The organism is Bacillus sp. HMSC036E02, assembly GCF_001836235.1.
Classification (GTDB): Bacteria; Bacillota; Bacilli; order Bacillales; family Bacillaceae_G; genus Bacillus_A; species Bacillus_A cereus.
The window spans coordinates 161,097-177,261 of record NZ_KV827857.1 but is presented as its reverse complement, the minus strand read 5'-3'; the positions used below and the strand labels follow the sequence as shown (position 1 = coordinate 177,261).

Genomic DNA, 16,165 nt, shown 5'->3' with positions numbered 1-16,165 from the left:
GTATGTTGTGTCGGTTTTTGTCGGTAAGTCGATATATTTCGAAAATCGCTGATATATTTGGAGTTGCGCCGATATATTTCGAAAATCGCCGATATATTTGGAGTTGCGCTGATATATTTGAAAAATCGCTGATATATTTTGGAGGGGGATAAAAATGATTGTGAAAGAGCGGAAAATGCCCGTATATTTGCTGCAATTAGAAGCTTTACTTAGAAGATTGCCTGCTCATCATCCAAAAAGAAATGTGGTGGTTGAAAGTCTAGCGAAATTTATGGCTGGCTATAAAGGAGAGCAGGCGATTGAGTATCCACTTAGTTTTTTACCCGAAACAGAATACAGTATTTTACATGATATTAGGTTATTTGATCAAAAACATTATTTCCAAATTGATACCCTCATAGTTTCATCTTATTTTCTTCTTTTTCTTGAAATAAAAAATATTATTGGTACATTAATTTTTGATACAAAGTTCAATCAACTTATTCGAATAGTAGATGGTAATACGGAAGAAGGATTCCCAGATCCGCTTTTACAACTGAAACGGCAAGAGATGCAACTGAGAAAATGGCTGAATCTACATGATTTACATAATATTCCGATTGAAGCCCTCGTTGTAATTAGTTCCCCTCGTACAATTATTAAAACTTCAGATGAAATACTGTCTAGTAAAATTATCCACAGTGCAAATTTACCTAATAGAATAAAACAGATTAAAAATCAATATAAAGAAAAAGTGATTGATAATATAAATGGACTTATAGGCCAGATTATGAATGAGCACATTCCGCAACGTCAAAATGTTCTTGCGCAATATAAAATTAAAAAAGAGGAATTGCTAAAGGGTGTACAGTGTGAGGAATGTTTTACAATGGCAATGTTAAAAGAAAGACAGGGATGGCGTTGTTCAAATTGCAATAGTATGTCTAAACATGCTCATTTACGTGCTGTACAAGATTACACACTTCTGTTTAGTGTGATAACTACTAATAGCGAATTGAGGGAATTTCTTAATATGGAATCTAGTTCTGCGGTTAAAAGACTCCTCCAAACAATGAACATCACCTTCACTGGCAATAACAAAGGACGAATATATGATTTAACTTCTTTCCAATCGTAATTTTGCTATAATAAATAAGTACTTATACGAAGGGGAGTCTAAAGAGAGTATGAAGTCATTTAATATCGATCATGTTATAGCTAGTGTTTTGCAATGGATATTAAATATAGCCTTAATTATATTATCCATTGTGTTATCAATTTTCTTAGTGAATGAGACAATTACGTTCGTGCAGTATATTTTTTCGGCAAAAGAGTATACGTCTTATAAATTGGTTGAAAGTATCATCGTCTATTTCTTATACTTCGAGTTCATTGCATTAATTATTAAGTATTTTAAATCGAACTATCATTTCCCGTTACGCTATTTTATTTATATCGGAATTACGGCCTTAATTCGATTAATTATTGTGTCTCATGAGGAACCGATGGAGACGTTATTATACGCAGGAGCAATTCTTGTTTTAGTTATTGCTTTATACATATCAAATATGAGAGATTTGAGAAAAGAGTAGTAGTGCAGACATAAGTCAGCACTACTTTTTTACATCTTGACCTTCAAGTTGCTTGAAAGTTTACAATGAAATTAGGGCGTTTGAAATCGAAAAAAATTGAGAAATTAAGTGAAGAGGTTTCTTTTACTTGGAGGTTATAGGAATGAATCAGGAATTGAAGTTACGTCCATTAGAACGAGAAGATTTAAAGTTTGTACACGAACTGAATAATAATGCGCATATTATGTCGTATTGGTTTGAAGAGCCGTATGAGGCATTTGTGGAGCTGCAAGACTTATATGATAAACATATACATGATCAAAGCGAACGCCGATTTATCGTTGAGAAAGACAATGAAATGGTTGGATTAGTTGAGTTAGTAGAAATCGATTATATTCACCGTAGAACAGAATTCCAAATCATTATTGATCCGAATTATCAAGGATATGGTTATGCAGTGGATGCGACGCGTTTAGCAATGGATTACGCTTTTTCCGTACTAAATATGCATAAGATTTATTTAGTTGTGGATAAGGAAAATGAAAAGGCAGTACATGTTTATAAAAAAGTTGGGTTTATGGTAGAAGGTGAGCTTATCGATGAGTTTTTCGTTGATGGTAACTATCATAATGCAATAAGAATGTGTATGTTTCAGAAGCAATATTTTGAAAACAAGTAGTTGAAAGATTCGGAAGTAATGTTGACGCTTCGTAAAACCGTATGCTAAAATCCTTTTTAAGTATTAAGGAAGGTGCATAATATGCTTTATATAAAATTTGTAAAACTCATTAGAAAACTTTGCTCCGCACAAATGTATACGGTGAAGCGTTGTACGGAGCTTAATCAAGGGGCATAAATCCCCTATATTCATCGGCTGAATAACTTTTCTAAAAAAGTATAGTTTATCTATGCTTATTTCGTTATGGTTTTTCAGCTGGTGTATAAAATAGATTAAGGGGCCATAGACAATGCTTTGTCTATGGCCCTTTGTGTATATTATTCCGATGAGTCTTTACCGTAAATTGGAGTAGTATAGGAAAAACCACGAAGCAGAGGGCTAGTGTCGAATGACGCTATCTCTCTGCTTTTTTTAATTTCAGGAAAAGAGGAATAAAAATGAGTTTACTTAAAGTGGAAAGTTTATCACATAGTTTTATAGATAAAGTATTATACGAAAATGCTTCTTTTGATTTGCATAAAGGGGAGCATATGGGAATTGTTGGGCAGAATGGTGCAGGAAAAAGCACATTAATGAAAATATTGGTGGGGGAAATTATTCCTGATAAGGGAGACATAAAGTGGCAACCTAATATTCAAATTGGACATCTTGATCAATACGCAGAAATTGATGAGGGTTATACCATTTCACAATATTTAAAGAGAGCCTTTTATGATTTGTATACAATGGAAAAGAGAATGAACAAGTTATATGAAGAAAGTGCGATGACTGGAGATGAAAATCAACTATTGAAAGCGGCAGAAATTCAAGAACTGCTCGAGGCCCGTGATTTTTATTCAGTAGATAGTATTACGAATAAGGTGGCAGCCGGTTTAGGTATTGATGTGATTGGGATGGATCGTGTGATTGGTGAATTAAGCGGAGGGCAGCGTGCAAAGGTAATTTTAGCGAAGCTCTTATTAGAAGAGCCTAATATTTTATTGCTAGATGAACCGACGAATTTTCTCGATAAGGAGCATGTGGAGTGGCTTGCTAATTATTTAATGAATTTTGAAGGAGCGTTTATTGTCGTATCACATGATTTTGATTTTCTGGAAAAGGTAACTTCTTGCATATGTGATGTAGAGTTCGGAACAGTTAAGAAGTATTACGGCAAATACTCAGATTTTGTAAGACAAAAGGAGCATTTGCGAAAAGATTATATTCGCCAATATTATGCACAGCAAAAGAAAATTGAAAAAACGGAAGAGTATATTCGTAGAAATATTGCTGGGGTGAATTCAAAAATAGCGCAAGGTCGTAGAAAACAATTACAGCGTATGGAAAGAATTGCGCCACCAAGTTTTACTCATAAACCGTCTATTCATTTTCAGGAACTTCCCATTTCAGTTCAGACAGTTCTTGAAGTAAATAATCTTGAAGTTGGTTACGACTTCGCTCTCTTACCAAAGTTGAATTTTTCAGTAATGGGTGGGCAAAAACTTGTCATTACAGGTTTCAATGGAGTAGGGAAATCTACTTTATTAAAAACAATCGTTGGAAATATTGCTAGTATTTCTGGAGAGTTTCACTTTTCAGAGCAAATAAAGATTGGATATTATGAGCAAGATTTAAATTGGAGCAATGATTCTTTAACGCCGCTTCAAATTATTTCAGAACAGTTTCCTAAACTGAATATGAAGGAAATACGCCATCATTTAGCTGCGTGTGGAGTGGAGGATACGCACGTTTCGCAAGAAATTCGTACGTTAAGTGGTGGTGAACAATCGAAGGTGAAACTGTGTGGATTATTACTATCACCTTGTAACTTCTTAATTTTAGATGAGCCGACAAATCATTTGGATGCAGAAGCGAAGGAAGCTTTGCAAAAGGCGTTAATTAAGTTTAAGGGCAGCATTATACTCGTATCTCACGAAGCAAGTTTTTATCTTGATTGGGCAGATAGCATCTTTCATATAGAGACGGGATTAGTTAAGGGGGTGTGAAACATATGAGTGAAAACAATTGGAAAACGAAAATTATATTATTTTTGACCGCTCAAACTATTTCGTTGTTCGGTTCCTCTCTCGTGCAATACGCGATTATATGGTATATCACCCTTACAACATCATCAGGAGTGATGTTGACTATTTCAACTGTTTGCGGTTTTCTACCACAAATTGCGATATCTTTGTTTGCAGGTGTTTGGATTGATCGTTATGATCGTAAAAAGATGATTATGTTATCGGATGGAATTATAGCGATTGCGACGTTAGTTTTAGCAATTTTATTTTTAACAGGATATAAAAGTATTTGGTTACTTTTTATTGTGTTACTCATTCGTTCAGCTGGAACAGGAGTACAAACGCCAGCTGTGAATGCATTAATTCCGCAAATCGTTCCGAAAGAGTATCTTATGAAAGTAAATGGAATAAATAGCAGTATTACATCTTTAATTATGTTTCTTTCTCCAGCAGCAAGTGCTGCGATTCTTTCTATTGCCAGCATTGAAACAACATTTTTTATTGATGTTATTACAGCTATGATTGGAATTAGTATTATGTTTGTCATTCATGTGGAAGGACATGTGAATGTAAAAAGTAAGCAAAAATCTAATCTACAAGGAATTAAAGAAGGGTTCACTTATTTAAAAGAAAATGTATTTATTAAAAGGCTAATCGTTTTATTAATTATCGTCATGATTTTAATAAGTCCAGCTGCTTTTTTAACACCTTTAATGGTAACTCGTTCTTTCGGGGCCGAAATGTGGAGACTTACTGCTAGTGAGATGACCTTTAGTGCGGGTGCGGCAGCTGGTGGCGTATTGATTGCAGCGTGGGGTGGTTTTCGTAATCGTATGCATACAACAGCGCTAGCTTGTGCATTATATGGACTGCTTATGATTGGACTCGGAATAGCACCGATATTTATTATGTATTTAGTCTTTAATTTTTTAATTGGTATAACAATGCCGTGCTTCAATACACCAGTTACTGTGTTATTGCAGGAGAAAGTAGAACCATCAATGCACGGACGGATGTTTAGCCTTGTACAAATTGCGAATTCATGCGCGCTTCCTTTAGGAATGATAATATTTGGTCCGTTGTCGGATATGTTTAGTGTAGAGATTTTGTTAATTTATGCTGGGATATTCGTGCTATTTTGCGCAATGTATATTGTATTAAGCAAGAGGTTTGAAGTGTAAATATTTATAATTTAGAAGGTTTGCGAAGTGATTTAAGATGCTTTGCAAACCTTTTTGTTGTTTGTTTAGTTAATAATTTTTTATTGTTTAACAATAAATAATTATTGAATGTTAATTCTTTTTTAGATAATATGATGGTAAGAATCTAAGGGGAATTACATAAGTAGAGGAGAATGTGAAATGAAAAATAAATACGTAGTAGCTATTTCTTTCATGATTTTAGCGATTATTTCTTTAACGATACATGCTTCAAACAGTAAAGTAGGAGCGGATGGATTTCTTGAAGAACCTTTCTTTTTCCTAGTACCGATAAGTTATATATTGTTCCTTAGTGGTATTGGTATATTGCTATTTGGATTTATTACTTCAAAGCTGAAAAAGGGCAATAGATAGGGACAAAACACTCACTATGAAATAGAAACATACCATATGGAAGAAAAAGAATAAGTGAGATGAATCATGATGAATCATTATTTTTATAATGGTAGACAAGTAGGGGCAGCTATTACGCTGGCTGGGGCACAAGGGACAATTCATGCTGTGAATCAAACTATTCAAATGCAGCAACAAGCATATTTTGCACAAATGATGCAAAGTCAGTATATGCCCTATTCACAACTTCCGATGCAAATTGTACATTACGATGTACATCCAGCTGGTTTATTTTCCATTCCATATGGCGGGACATATTTCTTATGAAAGAAAGCGACTCAATAGAGTCGCTTTTTTTATATTCCGCCTAGCTTCATTCCAAGGAAGGCGAAGAGGATACCAATTATGTAAGTAGCACTTAAATATAAAAGGAAGATGTATAGCTTTTTACGATTGAGAAGCTGAACAGATTCTAATTTAAGCGTAGAAAATGTAGTGAATGCGCCCATAAATCCAGTACCTAATAATAGTTGCCAGCCTGTAGTAACTCCGTTGCCGATTATATATCCAAGTAAAAATGCCCCTGTTATATTAATAAGGAATGTAGCAATTGGAAATTGTGTTTTATTTCTTTTCTTAAACCAATTGCTAATTGCAAATCGTGTAATCGCACCGAAAAATCCTCCTGTTGCGACTAATAAAGCTTCTATCATGAGTAATCACCTTCCGTAAGAGATTTCTTAATTAAGAAATCTCCAAGTGTATAGCCAAGGCCAGACATAATGAGGCCACCAAGTATGCTACATGATACATATAAGAAGGCTATGCTCCACTCAGAATGATTGATCAATTGCACAGTTTCTACACTAAATGTTGAAAAAGTCGTAAAGGAACCGATGAATCCAGTTCCGATGCCTGTGATAACCTCTGAAGGTAAGATGTTTAGCCGAACGATATAAGTAGTTAGCCACGCTAAGAAAAAGCAACCGATTAAGTTAATGAGTAATGTTGCCAATGGAAATGAATGATGCCAAAATGTGTTGATATTAAGACCTAAATAATAACGAGAAAGAGCTCCTAATATACCAGCAATGCCGACGATAATATAAATCAATTTTCTCACCTCTTTAAATAGCTTGCTCAAAAAAATAGACTCCTACCAGTATCCATACTGGTAGGAGTCATTAGCTAAGCAGCGTTTATGGCGAACTCCATCGCCTATGATTATTACATATAGTGTACTAAATATACCGTTTAATTTCCAGTGAGGAGGAGGGTGTAACTTTTCTTTTTTTGATGTCTGAACGCTTTTTAAGTAATTAAAATGGGATCGATTACTTATCAACTAAATATAGTGATATACGGTTTTAATTATGATAAAATGTTTCTTATGTGTGTCGTTTTGTTTTATTTGACTGAAAATAAAGAAAAATAAATTTGCGTGAAAAGGAGTCATTTATTTGAAGAAATTTTTAAAAATCGTATTTACATGTGTTTTAGTAGTAGCGGGCATTGTAGGAGGATTTCTAGCTTATATGACACTTACTAAAGAACAGCCTGCTGATGTTATAAGCTTGAAGGTAGAGAATAATAAGGAGCGCGTATTAGCGACTGGAAATGAGTTTAAAGTTACAACATTTAATATTGGATATGCTGGGTTAGATAAGGATCAAGATTTCTTTATGGATGGTGGAAAGGGATCTGGTTCAAGTAGTAAAGAGCAAACGGAAACTAATTTAAAGAATATGCTTTCGTTTTTACAAAATGAGAATAGTGATTTTGCACTATTACAAGAAGTTGATATAAAGTCACTTCGTTCATTTGATGTAAATGAACATGAATTTTTGAAAAAAGGATTACCTGATTATGTTTCGTCATTTGGCAAGAACTACGATACGAAATGGGTTCCAGTGCCAATAACAAATCCAATGGGATATGCGGAGGCTGGATTAAGTACGTTTTCTAAATACACTGTTCAAGAAGCGAAGAGGTTCCAGCTGCCTGGAATGGAGCCTTGGCCAAAGCGTTTGTTTGATTTAGATCGAGCAATTGTGGAATATAAAATTCCTGTTAATAATGGAAAACATGTTAGACTCGTAAATTTACATTTGTCTGCTTATGATGAAGGCGGGAAAATTAGAAAACAGCAAGTAGAGTATTTAAAAGAATATATGAACAAGCATTATGAAAATGGTGATTACGTAATAATGGGTGGAGATTGGAATCAATTGGTTTCGAACGCTCAATTAAGTGATCCGAAGTTCGTGAAAGAGCGTCCTGAGTGGTTAGTAGAGTTACCGAAGGACTTTACAGACGGTGGCTTTAAGTGGGCTGTAGATCCGTCTGTTATGACTGTAAGAGATGATGTAAAGAAATATGTAGAAGGTGAAAATTTCGTCACTATTATTGATGGCTTTATCGTTTCACCGAATGTAGAGATTGTAAATGTACAAGGGAAAGATTTAAAGTTTGAAAATAGCGATCATAACCCAGTAAGTGCGGTATTTAAACTGAAGTAATTGATATGTATAAGTAGAAGGTGGGGCTTCATATGGAGTGGTTAAAGAGGACTTGTTTTTCTAACCTTGAGAAAGAATCACAGAAAAATCATTTATTACTGTTTATAACGATTTGTAGTTTCTTCCTTGGGATAATCGCGATTGGGTATTATGGATATATTTTTACAGAGAGAGCAATAGCATTTTGGATTTGTGGTATTTCTGTCGTTGCATTTGGAACGCTTTTTACTTTTATAAAAAGTATGGAATCAGTGTATAAATATATCATGACATTTATGTTGCTTACAATGTCTTACATTATGGTACAAGCTTTTAATGAAAGCCCGGCTGTATTTCAAATGGTCTATTTTACATTAGCTGTTTCACTTATTTACTTAAGTGAGCGCCTCATTTTAATTCTTGGCGGGATAGCTGTTGTGATCACATTTATCCTTTGTAGCTATTGGCCGGAGCAATTTTTTGCTTATACAGCCTCGTCTGAAGCTGCTAATTTCGCAAGTTTGTTAGCGATTGTAACAATCGCTATGTGGGGCGTCACGAAAATCGGTTCTAATCTGCTCCTTCGTTTAAGTGATGAGAAGCAAGAAGTAATGAGAAAAGCTCAGGAGTTAGAAGAGACGCAAAGACTTATTGAAGAAACAGTTGTGAAACTAGATAGTAATTTCAATCATTTAAGACAAAATATGAACACGTCGATGGAATCGATGAGTGAAATTAATTTTGCCTTTGAAGAGGTGGCAGTTGGTACACAATCACAATCAGAGATGATGTATCGTTCGGTAGAAGTATTGAATGATATGGAGGGAAATATTGAAAAAATCATCTCTCAAGTAAGAACTGCATCGGCTCATGTGGATGAAAGCTTAGAAATTTCAAAAGGTAGTGTACATACTCTAAGAAATTTTGAAACTAACATGAGAAGTTTAAATGATGTTGTTTCACAGTCTGGAATTATATTTAGAGATTTAATGATGCAATCGAAACAAATTAATGAAATTGTAGATGTAATAACGAATATTTCAAGTCAGACGAGTTTGCTAGCTTTAAATGCAAATATTGAAGCTGCGAGGGCAGGCGAGCATGGAAAAGGTTTTGCTATTGTAGCGAGTGAAGTGTTAAAGCTTGCTGAAGAATCAAATCGTTCTGCGGGAAGAATTCAAGGGATTTTGAAGGAGTTTAGTAATCAAGCAAGTAAGGTAGAAGTGCAAGTAGAGAAGTCAGAAAGAGTACAAGAAGAATGTAACGAGATGTTAGCAAGCGTTTTAACAAATGTAACTGATTTAGGGAAGTTTATTGATGCGATTAATGAAGTAATGCGAGAGGTTGTTGTTCATCAAGAAAGTTTCCAAGTTAAAACGACGAATATTGTAAAGGATGTTACGCATGCTTCTAACGTAATTCAGCAAACTTCTACAGCTACAGAAGAAGTGCTAGCGAGTGTGGAAGAAGAAAAACATCGAAATGATACGTCAGTGAAGACGTTACAAACTGTTAGCGAGCAAGTGAAGTTGTTAGAAGATATTTTAGAAAAGTAATATTGCTTAGAAAGAGCACGAGTGATGTGCTCTTTTTTCATTGAAACGAATACTTGATAGGAATTTAATTGCTTTTCTGCGCGTTTTCTGCCAAGCTTAAGGAGATAAAGTGAGACTAGTACATACTGATTATTAGCCCTCACCAATCAAGCTATCCGCAAATAGCGGAATAAAATACTTCAAAGAAAGAATTATATAGGTGACGCATATGATCGAAGTTAAGACTTCTGAACTTAGTGATGGAGAATTTAATAGAGGTGTATTTGCAACTCGTGATATTAAAAAGGGTGAGTTGATACACGCAGCACCAGTTATCTCTTATCCAAATGAACAGCATGAACATATTGAGAAAACGTTACTTGCTGATTACGCATTTGAGTATGGAATCAATCATACGGCAATCCTTTTAGGATATGGTATGTTATTTAATCATTCATATACACCGAATGCAACGTATGACATCGTTTTTGAGAATCATACATTTAACTTCTATGCTTATAAAGATATAAAAGCAGGAGAAGAAATTTTAATCAATTATAATGGTGAAGTTGATAACGATGAGCTGTTATGGTTTGATAAAGAAAAAGAAGAGAACGAAAAGTAATATAAAGAGTATAGAAAGAGCACATTCTGTGGGATGTGCTCTTTTTTATTGATGTAAATAAAGTAAAAAGTACAAAAAAATACCACTTTCTTTTTATATGGTATAGTAAGATACTGAGGGATAGTGTTTTGAAAAAGTCACATATTTTACAAATTGTTGTCTTTCTGATGACATGTCAAGTTTAGTAGTCCATTTGGGTTGCTTTATTATGCAATATATATTTTAATATGATTGGCACCTCTTATAAATTAAGAGGTTTATAGGTGTCTCGAATTGATTTTGGGTACACTGTATCCACCACTTTAGGTTCTTTCATGTACGTGGGGATATTATGGGCCCGTATAACGGGATAAAATGAATATAGAAATAGAGGAATCGTAAAATGAATATGCAAGAGGTTTATAAATATTTAAGTACGGTATTGCCTGAAGGACATGTTAAACAAGATGAAATGTTAAAGAATCATACGCATATTAAAGTTGGCGGAAAAGCAGATGTTTTTGTTGCGCCTACAAATTATGATGAAATTCAAGAAGTTATTAAATATGCGAACGAATATAATATTCCAGTTACGTTTTTAGGAAATGGATCGAATGTCATTATTAAAGATGGTGGAATTCGCGGGATTACAGTAAGTTTAATTCATATTACAGGTGTTACTGTAACAGGAACGACGATTGTAGCACAGTGTGGTGCAGCAATTATTGACGTATCACGTATTGCTTTAGACCATAACTTAACGGGTCTTGAGTTTGCTTGTGGTATTCCAGGTTCAGTTGGCGGAGCATTATATATGAATGCTGGTGCATACGGCGGTGAAATTTCGTTTGTATTAACAGAAGCTGTCGTAATGACAGGTGATGGAGAGCTACGTACTTTGACGAAAGAAGCATTTGAATTTGGATATCGTAAGAGTGTATTTGCGAACAACCATTACATTATTCTTGAAGCGAGATTTGAACTTGAAGAAGGTGTACATGAAGAAATTAAAGCCAAAATGGATGATTTAACGTTTAAACGTGAGTCAAAACAGCCTCTAGAATATCCTTCATGTGGTAGCGTATTTAAGCGCCCACCAAATAACTTTGCTGGTAAGTTAATTCAAGACTCAGGACTACAAGGTAAGCGAATTGGTGGAGTAGAAGTTTCTTTAAAACACGCTGGATTTATGGTGAATGTTGATAACGGAACAGCACAAGATTACATCGATTTAATTCACTTCGTACAAAAGACAGTTGAAGAGAAATTTGGCGTGAAGTTGGAGCGAGAAGTAAGGATTATTGGAGAAGATAAAGAATAACGAAATACGTATGAAGATATGAATTATTTTAAAATAACATTTGGGTATTGTTGACAATTTGTTTTCAATTCAATATAATGGCTAATAATTTAACAAATAACATACGTTGAAAGAGCCCAGTAGCAGTTTGTCACTGTTAACGAGAGAGCTAGGGGTTGCTGGAACCTAGCACAAACAAACTTGCGAATTACACTCTGGAGTATCTTAGGTAATGCTAAGCGGACTAGCAATCGATATTATTGCTAAGAGTGGTATGAGTAGCTATGCTATTTATGCAAACTGGGTGGTAACACGGTGAATAATCGTCCCTATGTCTATCGTAGACATAGGGGCTTTTTTGTTTTTAAAAAATAAAGGGGATGACAAAAGATGAATATTATTGATGAATTAGAATGGCGCGGCGCCGTTAATCAGCAGACTGACGAAGAAGGCTTACGTAAGCTAGTAGAAGAGAAAAAGATTTCACTATATTGCGGAGTTGATCCAACTGGTGATAGTATGCATATCGGACATTTGATTCCGTTTATGATGATGAAGAGATTCCAATTAGCTGGCCATCATCCTGTTATTTTAATTGGCGGGGCAACAGGAACAATTGGTGATCCGAGTGGACGACAATCAGAGCGTCAGCTTCAAACGTTAGAAGTGGTTCAGCATAATGTAGATGCGTTAACAGCACAAATGAAAAAGCTATTTGATTTTGGTGGAAATAGCGAAGTGAAGATGGTAAATAACTATGATTGGACACATGAAATAAATATTATTAAGTTTTTACGTGATTACGGGAAAAACTTTAGCATCAATAGCATGTTAGCGAAGGATATTGTAGCAAGCCGTTTAGATACAGGTATTTCTTTCACAGAATTCACGTACCAAATTTTGCAAGCGATGGACTTCCATCATTTATACACGAAAGAGGATGTTCAGCTGCAAATTGGTGGTAGTGACCAATGGGGAAATATTACGAGTGGTTTAGATTTAATTCGTAAGTTAGAAGGTCATGAGGCGAAAGTATTCGGATTAACGATTCCGTTATTATTAAAATCGGACGGTACGAAGTTTGGTAAATCAGCGGGTGGTGCGGTTTGGCTTGATCCTGAAAAAACGACACCGTTTGAATTTTACCAGTTCTGGGTAAATACAGATGACCGTGATGTAATTAAATACTTGAAATACTTTACGTTCTTAACGAAAGAGCGTATTGATGAATTAGCAGCGAAGGTAGAAACAGAGCCTCATAAACGTGAAGCGCAAAAAGTGTTAGCGGAAGAAATGACGAAATTTGTTCATGGAGAAGAGGCGTTCCTGCAAGCTGAGAAAATTACAGCAGCGTTATTTAGCGGAGATATTAAATCGTTAACAGCTGATGAAATTGAACAAGGCTTTAAAGAAATGCCAACATTCCAGTCTTCAAAAGAGACGAAAAACATCGTAGAGTGGCTAGTCGATTTAGGGATTGAACCATCTAGACGACAAGCACGCGAGGACATTAATAATGGTGCGATTTCTATGAATGGTGAGAAAGTAACAGATGTGGGTACAGATGTTACTGTAGAAAATTCATTTGATGGAAGATTTATTATTATTCGTAAAGGGAAGAAGAACTACAGTCTTGTGAAATTAGGATAATAAGTAAGGCTGGAAAATATATCGGCGATTTTTCGAATATATCGACCGTAACTCAAATTATATCGGCGATTTTCGAAATATATCAGCGCAAATCCGAATATATCAGGGATTTTCCCAATATATCGATTTACCGACAAAAAGCGACAATAAGAGCTGTTCCGAACGGGACAGCTTTTATTATAAAAAGTCAGTATATTTAGATAAATTTAAAGGGTATATAATTTTTTTGACGAATAAATAAATTAGAGAAAATTACGGATAAAAAATAGCCCGAACCATGCAGGGCATGATTCGGGCTTATATTCAGATTAGTAAGCTAAGCTGAATAGACCTTTAATGTGTGATAAGTAACGAACGTTACTTGCTTCTTTCATTAATGATGCTGGTAAGCCTTTAAGTGGAGTATTGCTTGCTCCAATTGTAGCAACCGCATCTTTACGTCCTAGACTAGCAAGTGTTCCAGAGTTTACAGGTGCGAACTCTTCTAATGCTTTGCCTTCTAGTGCTGCGTATAAGTTGTATCCAATTAACTCACCCATTTGCCAAGCGATTTGTGCAGTTGGTGGGTATGGACGTCCGTCTGGAGCGAAGACAACAGCGCTGTCTCCAGCAACGAATACGTCTTTGTGAGAAGTAGATTGTAGGTATGCATCAACTGTTGCACGTCCACGGTTAACTTCAAGACCTGATTCACCGATTAATGGGTTACCTTGTACGCCGCCTGTCCAAACGAATGTGTTAGCAACAAGTTTTTGACCGTCTTTTAAGTCGATTTCATTGCCAGCAACGTTTGTTACAGGAAGACCAGTTAAGAATGTAACACCGCGTGCTTCTAGGCTAGTAGTTGCACGTTCGATTAAGTGGTCTGGTAATACTGGAAGGATTTTTGGACCTGCTTCAACAAGAAGAAGTTTCACTTCTTTTGGATTTACGCCGTGGCTTTTTGCAAGTTTAGGCATAATGTCAGCAAGCTCACCAACTAGCTCAACGCCAGTTAATCCGCCACCACCGATTACGATTGTAGCATCAGCTTCGTTTTTCGTTTTCGCGTATTCACGAATGCGGTCTTCAACGTGTTTGTAGATTTTGTTTGCATCAGCAGCAGATTTTAATACCATGCTGTTTTCTTCTAGTCCTGGAATACCGAAGTAAGCAGTTTTACTTCCTAAAGCAACTACAAGTGCATCGTAAGATAAAGTAGTGCCACCAGCTAGTTTGATTTCTTTGCTATCAACTGAGAATGACTCAACTGTTGCGATTTTAAGATCGATGTCTTTCCCTTTGAAAAGCTTTGTAAGTGGCATTGCAACTGCTTGCTCAGACACGTTACCAGCTGCAAGGCGGTGTAGTTCAGTGATGATTTGGTGTGTTGGGTATTGGTTAATCACTGTAACTTGTGCTTCTGATTTGCTGTAATATTTACGTACGTTTAAAGCGGCAAGAAGACCGCCATAACCAGCGCCTAAGATGACAATTTGTTTTGACATAGTATGATATCCCCCGTCTTTACTAATTGTTGTTATAAGTTAAATTATTTATTGTTACGTTCTGCACTAATTTGAAGATATGCGTTCACAAAGCGGAACATTTTTTGTGCTTGTGGATCTTTTAGTAATTTTAACAGACCGAATAGGCCGATAACTTCGTTGCTTTCTTCAGCACGATCTTTCGCTTCGATTGCAGTTGCAGCCATGCTTTTCACTGTATCTTTTACAGGTTCTACAAGCTCTGTAATTGCACCAACAGTGTCGCTTTTTAATACTTCATCAGTAGCAACAGTTTGAGCGAAGTCATAAGACTTAGTTAAAATGTTAACAAGCTCAGTTAATTTTGGAAGCTGTTCTACTAGTGTTGTTAATGATTCTTGTACCTCAGGTTTTAACAACTGATCAAGTACATCAAGTTGTCCTTGGCTAGCAGAAATTTGTACAGTTTCTTGTTCTGGCTTTGTTTGAGTCATAGTTTCTGGCATCTCCAATTCTCCTTTACGATAGCAATACTCTTATTTTTTATAAGTAAGATAGTAAACGTTTACGAAACTTTATACAAAGTTTCACAAAACACAATAAAATGCCTTTAAATTTATGACAGCAAGTAAGCTGCAAACATAAATCTAAAACCATAACGTCTTACTTATTATTTATGAACTGTCCGATACATGGCTTGTCCGCATAATGGAAAAGCTCCGTTACCGGAAAGTGTATATAATATATATCCTATATTATATACTATATACACCTATGTTAACATAAAAATGATTCCTAATTATTTGATATTGAGTGTATAACGTAGTGCTGACAAGGTATGAAAGCGTATAAAATATTTTGTTCCAGTTAGAAATGTATATACATATAAAGAAAAAAAGGAAAAAATGAACAAATTCATGTTCGTTTTTTCCTTTTTCCTATTATTCACCTTCTACAATTAGCATCGATGTGTTACCGCTTTTTTCAAGATGGCATTCGCCCCAAGTACAAAGAGAATCAAGAATGGACTCTAAAGACCAACCGTATTCTGTAAGTGAATATTCTACTTTTGGTGGTACTTGATTGTATACCTTTCTTTGAATAACCCCATCGTCTTCTAATTCACGTAATTGCTGAGTTAACATTTTTTGTGTAATCCCAGGCATTAAACGTTTTAGTTCACTCGTTCTTTTTGTGCCTTTCGTTAGATGACAAAGGATAACAACCTTCCATTTTCCACCGATAACCTCTAAAGTCGCTTCAACGGGAATATTATATTTCTTCATATAAAAATCTCCTTTGATGAATGTAGATTTAAGTTCTCCAA

At 35.3% G+C, this 16,165-nt stretch carries 17 protein-coding genes, 1 riboswitch and 1 other annotated feature; of the genes, 12 read left to right on the top strand and 5 right to left on the bottom strand.

Annotated features, from left to right (window positions below; all coding sequences use genetic code 11):
• Positions 1-154 precede the first annotated feature (154 nt).
• The 7 genes from HMPREF2590_RS22060 (at position 155) to HMPREF2590_RS22030 (ending at position 6,112) form a co-directional block, all read left to right on the top strand.
• On the top strand, positions 155-1,117 hold the full coding sequence (locus HMPREF2590_RS22060; protein ID WP_000635744.1) for a nuclease-related domain-containing protein: 963 nt from the start codon (positions 155-157) through the stop codon (positions 1,115-1,117).
• A gap of 49 nt (positions 1,118-1,166) precedes the next feature.
• A complete protein-coding gene (gene psiE, locus HMPREF2590_RS22055; RefSeq protein ID WP_000834708.1) occupies positions 1,167-1,571 on the top strand; it encodes a phosphate-starvation-inducible protein PsiE in 405 nt (134 codons plus the stop codon).
• A gap of 142 nt (positions 1,572-1,713) precedes the next feature.
• Positions 1,714-2,229, top strand: a complete 516-nt coding sequence (gene speG, locus HMPREF2590_RS22050) for a spermidine N1-acetyltransferase (protein WP_001071092.1) — start codon at positions 1,714-1,716, stop codon at positions 2,227-2,229.
• Positions 2,230-2,666: 437 nt separating this feature from the next.
• A complete protein-coding gene (locus tag HMPREF2590_RS22045; RefSeq protein WP_050822167.1) occupies positions 2,667-4,214 on the top strand; it encodes an ABC-F family ATP-binding cassette domain-containing protein in 1,548 nt (515 codons plus the stop codon).
• Positions 4,215-4,219: 5 nt separating this feature from the next.
• On the top strand, positions 4,220-5,413 hold the full coding sequence (locus tag HMPREF2590_RS22040; RefSeq protein ID WP_050822166.1) for an MFS transporter: 1,194 nt from the start codon (positions 4,220-4,222) through the stop codon (positions 5,411-5,413).
• A gap of 180 nt (positions 5,414-5,593) precedes the next feature.
• Positions 5,594-5,806, top strand: coding sequence for a DUF3955 domain-containing protein (locus HMPREF2590_RS22035; protein ID WP_000792610.1), 213 nt, complete (start codon positions 5,594-5,596; stop codon positions 5,804-5,806).
• Between the two features lie 66 nt (positions 5,807-5,872).
• Positions 5,873-6,112 (top strand): DUF3947 family protein, encoded by a 240-nt coding sequence (locus HMPREF2590_RS22030; RefSeq protein ID WP_000980957.1) that lies wholly within the window; start codon positions 5,873-5,875, stop codon positions 6,110-6,112.
• Between the two features lie 29 nt (positions 6,113-6,141).
• Here HMPREF2590_RS22030 and crcB (HMPREF2590_RS22025) read toward each other — a convergent pair whose 3' ends face one another.
• Both crcB (HMPREF2590_RS22025) and crcB (HMPREF2590_RS22020) read right to left on the bottom strand, forming a co-directional pair.
• Positions 6,142-6,498 carry a fluoride efflux transporter CrcB gene (gene crcB, locus HMPREF2590_RS22025; RefSeq protein WP_000568585.1) on the bottom strand — a complete coding sequence of 119 codons (357 nt, stop codon included), beginning with the start codon at positions 6,496-6,498 and terminating at the stop codon, positions 6,142-6,144.
• Positions 6,495-6,899, bottom strand: a complete 405-nt coding sequence (crcB, locus tag HMPREF2590_RS22020; protein ID WP_033795540.1) for a fluoride efflux transporter CrcB — start codon at positions 6,897-6,899, stop codon at positions 6,495-6,497. Before crcB (HMPREF2590_RS22020) ends, crcB (HMPREF2590_RS22025) begins: the two co-directional genes overlap by 4 nt.
• 54 nt (positions 6,900-6,953) lie before the next feature.
• Positions 6,954-7,013: riboswitch (Fluoride riboswitch) on the bottom strand.
• 232 nt (positions 7,014-7,245) lie between these two features.
• Between crcB (HMPREF2590_RS22020) and HMPREF2590_RS22015 the strand changes: the two genes are divergently transcribed.
• From HMPREF2590_RS22015 to tyrS, 5 genes are all read left to right on the top strand, one after another.
• Positions 7,246-8,304 (top strand): endonuclease/exonuclease/phosphatase family protein, encoded by a 1,059-nt coding sequence (locus tag HMPREF2590_RS22015; RefSeq protein WP_000714051.1) that lies wholly within the window; start codon positions 7,246-7,248, stop codon positions 8,302-8,304.
• A gap of 32 nt (positions 8,305-8,336) precedes the next feature.
• Positions 8,337-9,839, top strand: a complete 1,503-nt coding sequence (locus tag HMPREF2590_RS22010) for a DUF4077 domain-containing protein (protein ID WP_000455085.1) — start codon at positions 8,337-8,339, stop codon at positions 9,837-9,839.
• A 208-nt stretch (positions 9,840-10,047) separates the two neighbouring features.
• Complete coding sequence (locus tag HMPREF2590_RS22005; protein ID WP_000573649.1) at positions 10,048-10,443, top strand: SET domain-containing protein; 396 nt, start codon at positions 10,048-10,050, stop codon at positions 10,441-10,443.
• A gap of 382 nt (positions 10,444-10,825) precedes the next feature.
• Positions 10,826-11,743: a UDP-N-acetylmuramate dehydrogenase gene (gene murB, locus HMPREF2590_RS22000; RefSeq protein WP_001057102.1), complete on the top strand. Its 918-nt coding sequence runs from the start codon at positions 10,826-10,828 to the stop codon at positions 11,741-11,743.
• A gap of 97 nt (positions 11,744-11,840) precedes the next feature.
• Positions 11,841-12,056 (top strand) — a binding site (T-box leader).
• Positions 12,057-12,112: 56 nt separating this feature from the next.
• Positions 12,113-13,372, top strand: a complete 1,260-nt coding sequence (gene tyrS / locus HMPREF2590_RS21995) for a tyrosine--tRNA ligase (protein ID WP_003313350.1) — start codon at positions 12,113-12,115, stop codon at positions 13,370-13,372.
• Between the two features lie 308 nt (positions 13,373-13,680).
• On the opposite strand, the gene HMPREF2590_RS21990 is transcribed toward tyrS, so the two are convergent.
• The 3 genes from HMPREF2590_RS21990 to HMPREF2590_RS21980 all read right to left on the bottom strand — a co-directional run bounded on the left by HMPREF2590_RS21990 (position 13,681) and on the right by HMPREF2590_RS21980 (position 16,124).
• Positions 13,681-14,859: an NAD(P)/FAD-dependent oxidoreductase gene (locus tag HMPREF2590_RS21990; protein ID WP_000043203.1), complete on the bottom strand. Its 1,179-nt coding sequence runs from the start codon at positions 14,857-14,859 to the stop codon at positions 13,681-13,683.
• Positions 14,860-14,903: 44 nt separating this feature from the next.
• Positions 14,904-15,344: a DUF1641 domain-containing protein gene (locus HMPREF2590_RS21985; RefSeq protein ID WP_001115311.1), complete on the bottom strand. Its 441-nt coding sequence runs from the start codon at positions 15,342-15,344 to the stop codon at positions 14,904-14,906.
• 435 nt (positions 15,345-15,779) lie between these two features.
• Positions 15,780-16,124: a winged helix-turn-helix transcriptional regulator gene (locus HMPREF2590_RS21980; RefSeq protein ID WP_000760475.1), complete on the bottom strand. Its 345-nt coding sequence runs from the start codon at positions 16,122-16,124 to the stop codon at positions 15,780-15,782.
• Between the last annotated feature and the right edge of the window lie 41 nt (positions 16,125-16,165).

Excerpts from the sequence above, each read along its gene's own strand:
- HMPREF2590_RS21990 (WP_000043203.1), bottom strand. The coding sequence starts at position 14,859 with ATGTCAAAACAAATTGTCATCTTAGGCGCTGGTTATGGCGGTCTTCTT.
- HMPREF2590_RS22035 (WP_000792610.1), top strand. The coding sequence starts at position 5,594 with ATGAAAAATAAATACGTAGTAGCTATTTCTTTCATGATTTTAGCGATT.
- HMPREF2590_RS22040 (WP_050822166.1), top strand. The coding sequence starts at position 4,220 with ATGAGTGAAAACAATTGGAAAACGAAAATTATATTATTTTTGACCGCT.
- HMPREF2590_RS22005 (WP_000573649.1), top strand. The coding sequence starts at position 10,048 with ATGATCGAAGTTAAGACTTCTGAACTTAGTGATGGAGAATTTAATAGA.
- psiE (WP_000834708.1), top strand. The coding sequence starts at position 1,167 with ATGAAGTCATTTAATATCGATCATGTTATAGCTAGTGTTTTGCAATGG.
- crcB (WP_000568585.1), bottom strand. The coding sequence starts at position 6,498 with ATGATAGAAGCTTTATTAGTCGCAACAGGAGGATTTTTCGGTGCGATT.
- HMPREF2590_RS22010 (WP_000455085.1), top strand. The coding sequence starts at position 8,337 with ATGGAGTGGTTAAAGAGGACTTGTTTTTCTAACCTTGAGAAAGAATCA.
- speG (WP_001071092.1), top strand. The coding sequence starts at position 1,714 with ATGAATCAGGAATTGAAGTTACGTCCATTAGAACGAGAAGATTTAAAG.
- tyrS (WP_003313350.1), top strand. The coding sequence starts at position 12,113 with ATGAATATTATTGATGAATTAGAATGGCGCGGCGCCGTTAATCAGCAG.
- HMPREF2590_RS21985 (WP_001115311.1), bottom strand. The coding sequence starts at position 15,344 with ATGCCAGAAACTATGACTCAAACAAAGCCAGAACAAGAAACTGTACAA.
- murB (WP_001057102.1), top strand. The coding sequence starts at position 10,826 with ATGAATATGCAAGAGGTTTATAAATATTTAAGTACGGTATTGCCTGAA.
- HMPREF2590_RS21980 (WP_000760475.1), bottom strand. The coding sequence starts at position 16,124 with ATGAAGAAATATAATATTCCCGTTGAAGCGACTTTAGAGGTTATCGGT.
- HMPREF2590_RS22060 (WP_000635744.1), top strand. The coding sequence starts at position 155 with ATGATTGTGAAAGAGCGGAAAATGCCCGTATATTTGCTGCAATTAGAA.
- HMPREF2590_RS22045 (WP_050822167.1), top strand. The coding sequence starts at position 2,667 with ATGAGTTTACTTAAAGTGGAAAGTTTATCACATAGTTTTATAGATAAA.
- HMPREF2590_RS22030 (WP_000980957.1), top strand. The coding sequence starts at position 5,873 with ATGATGAATCATTATTTTTATAATGGTAGACAAGTAGGGGCAGCTATT.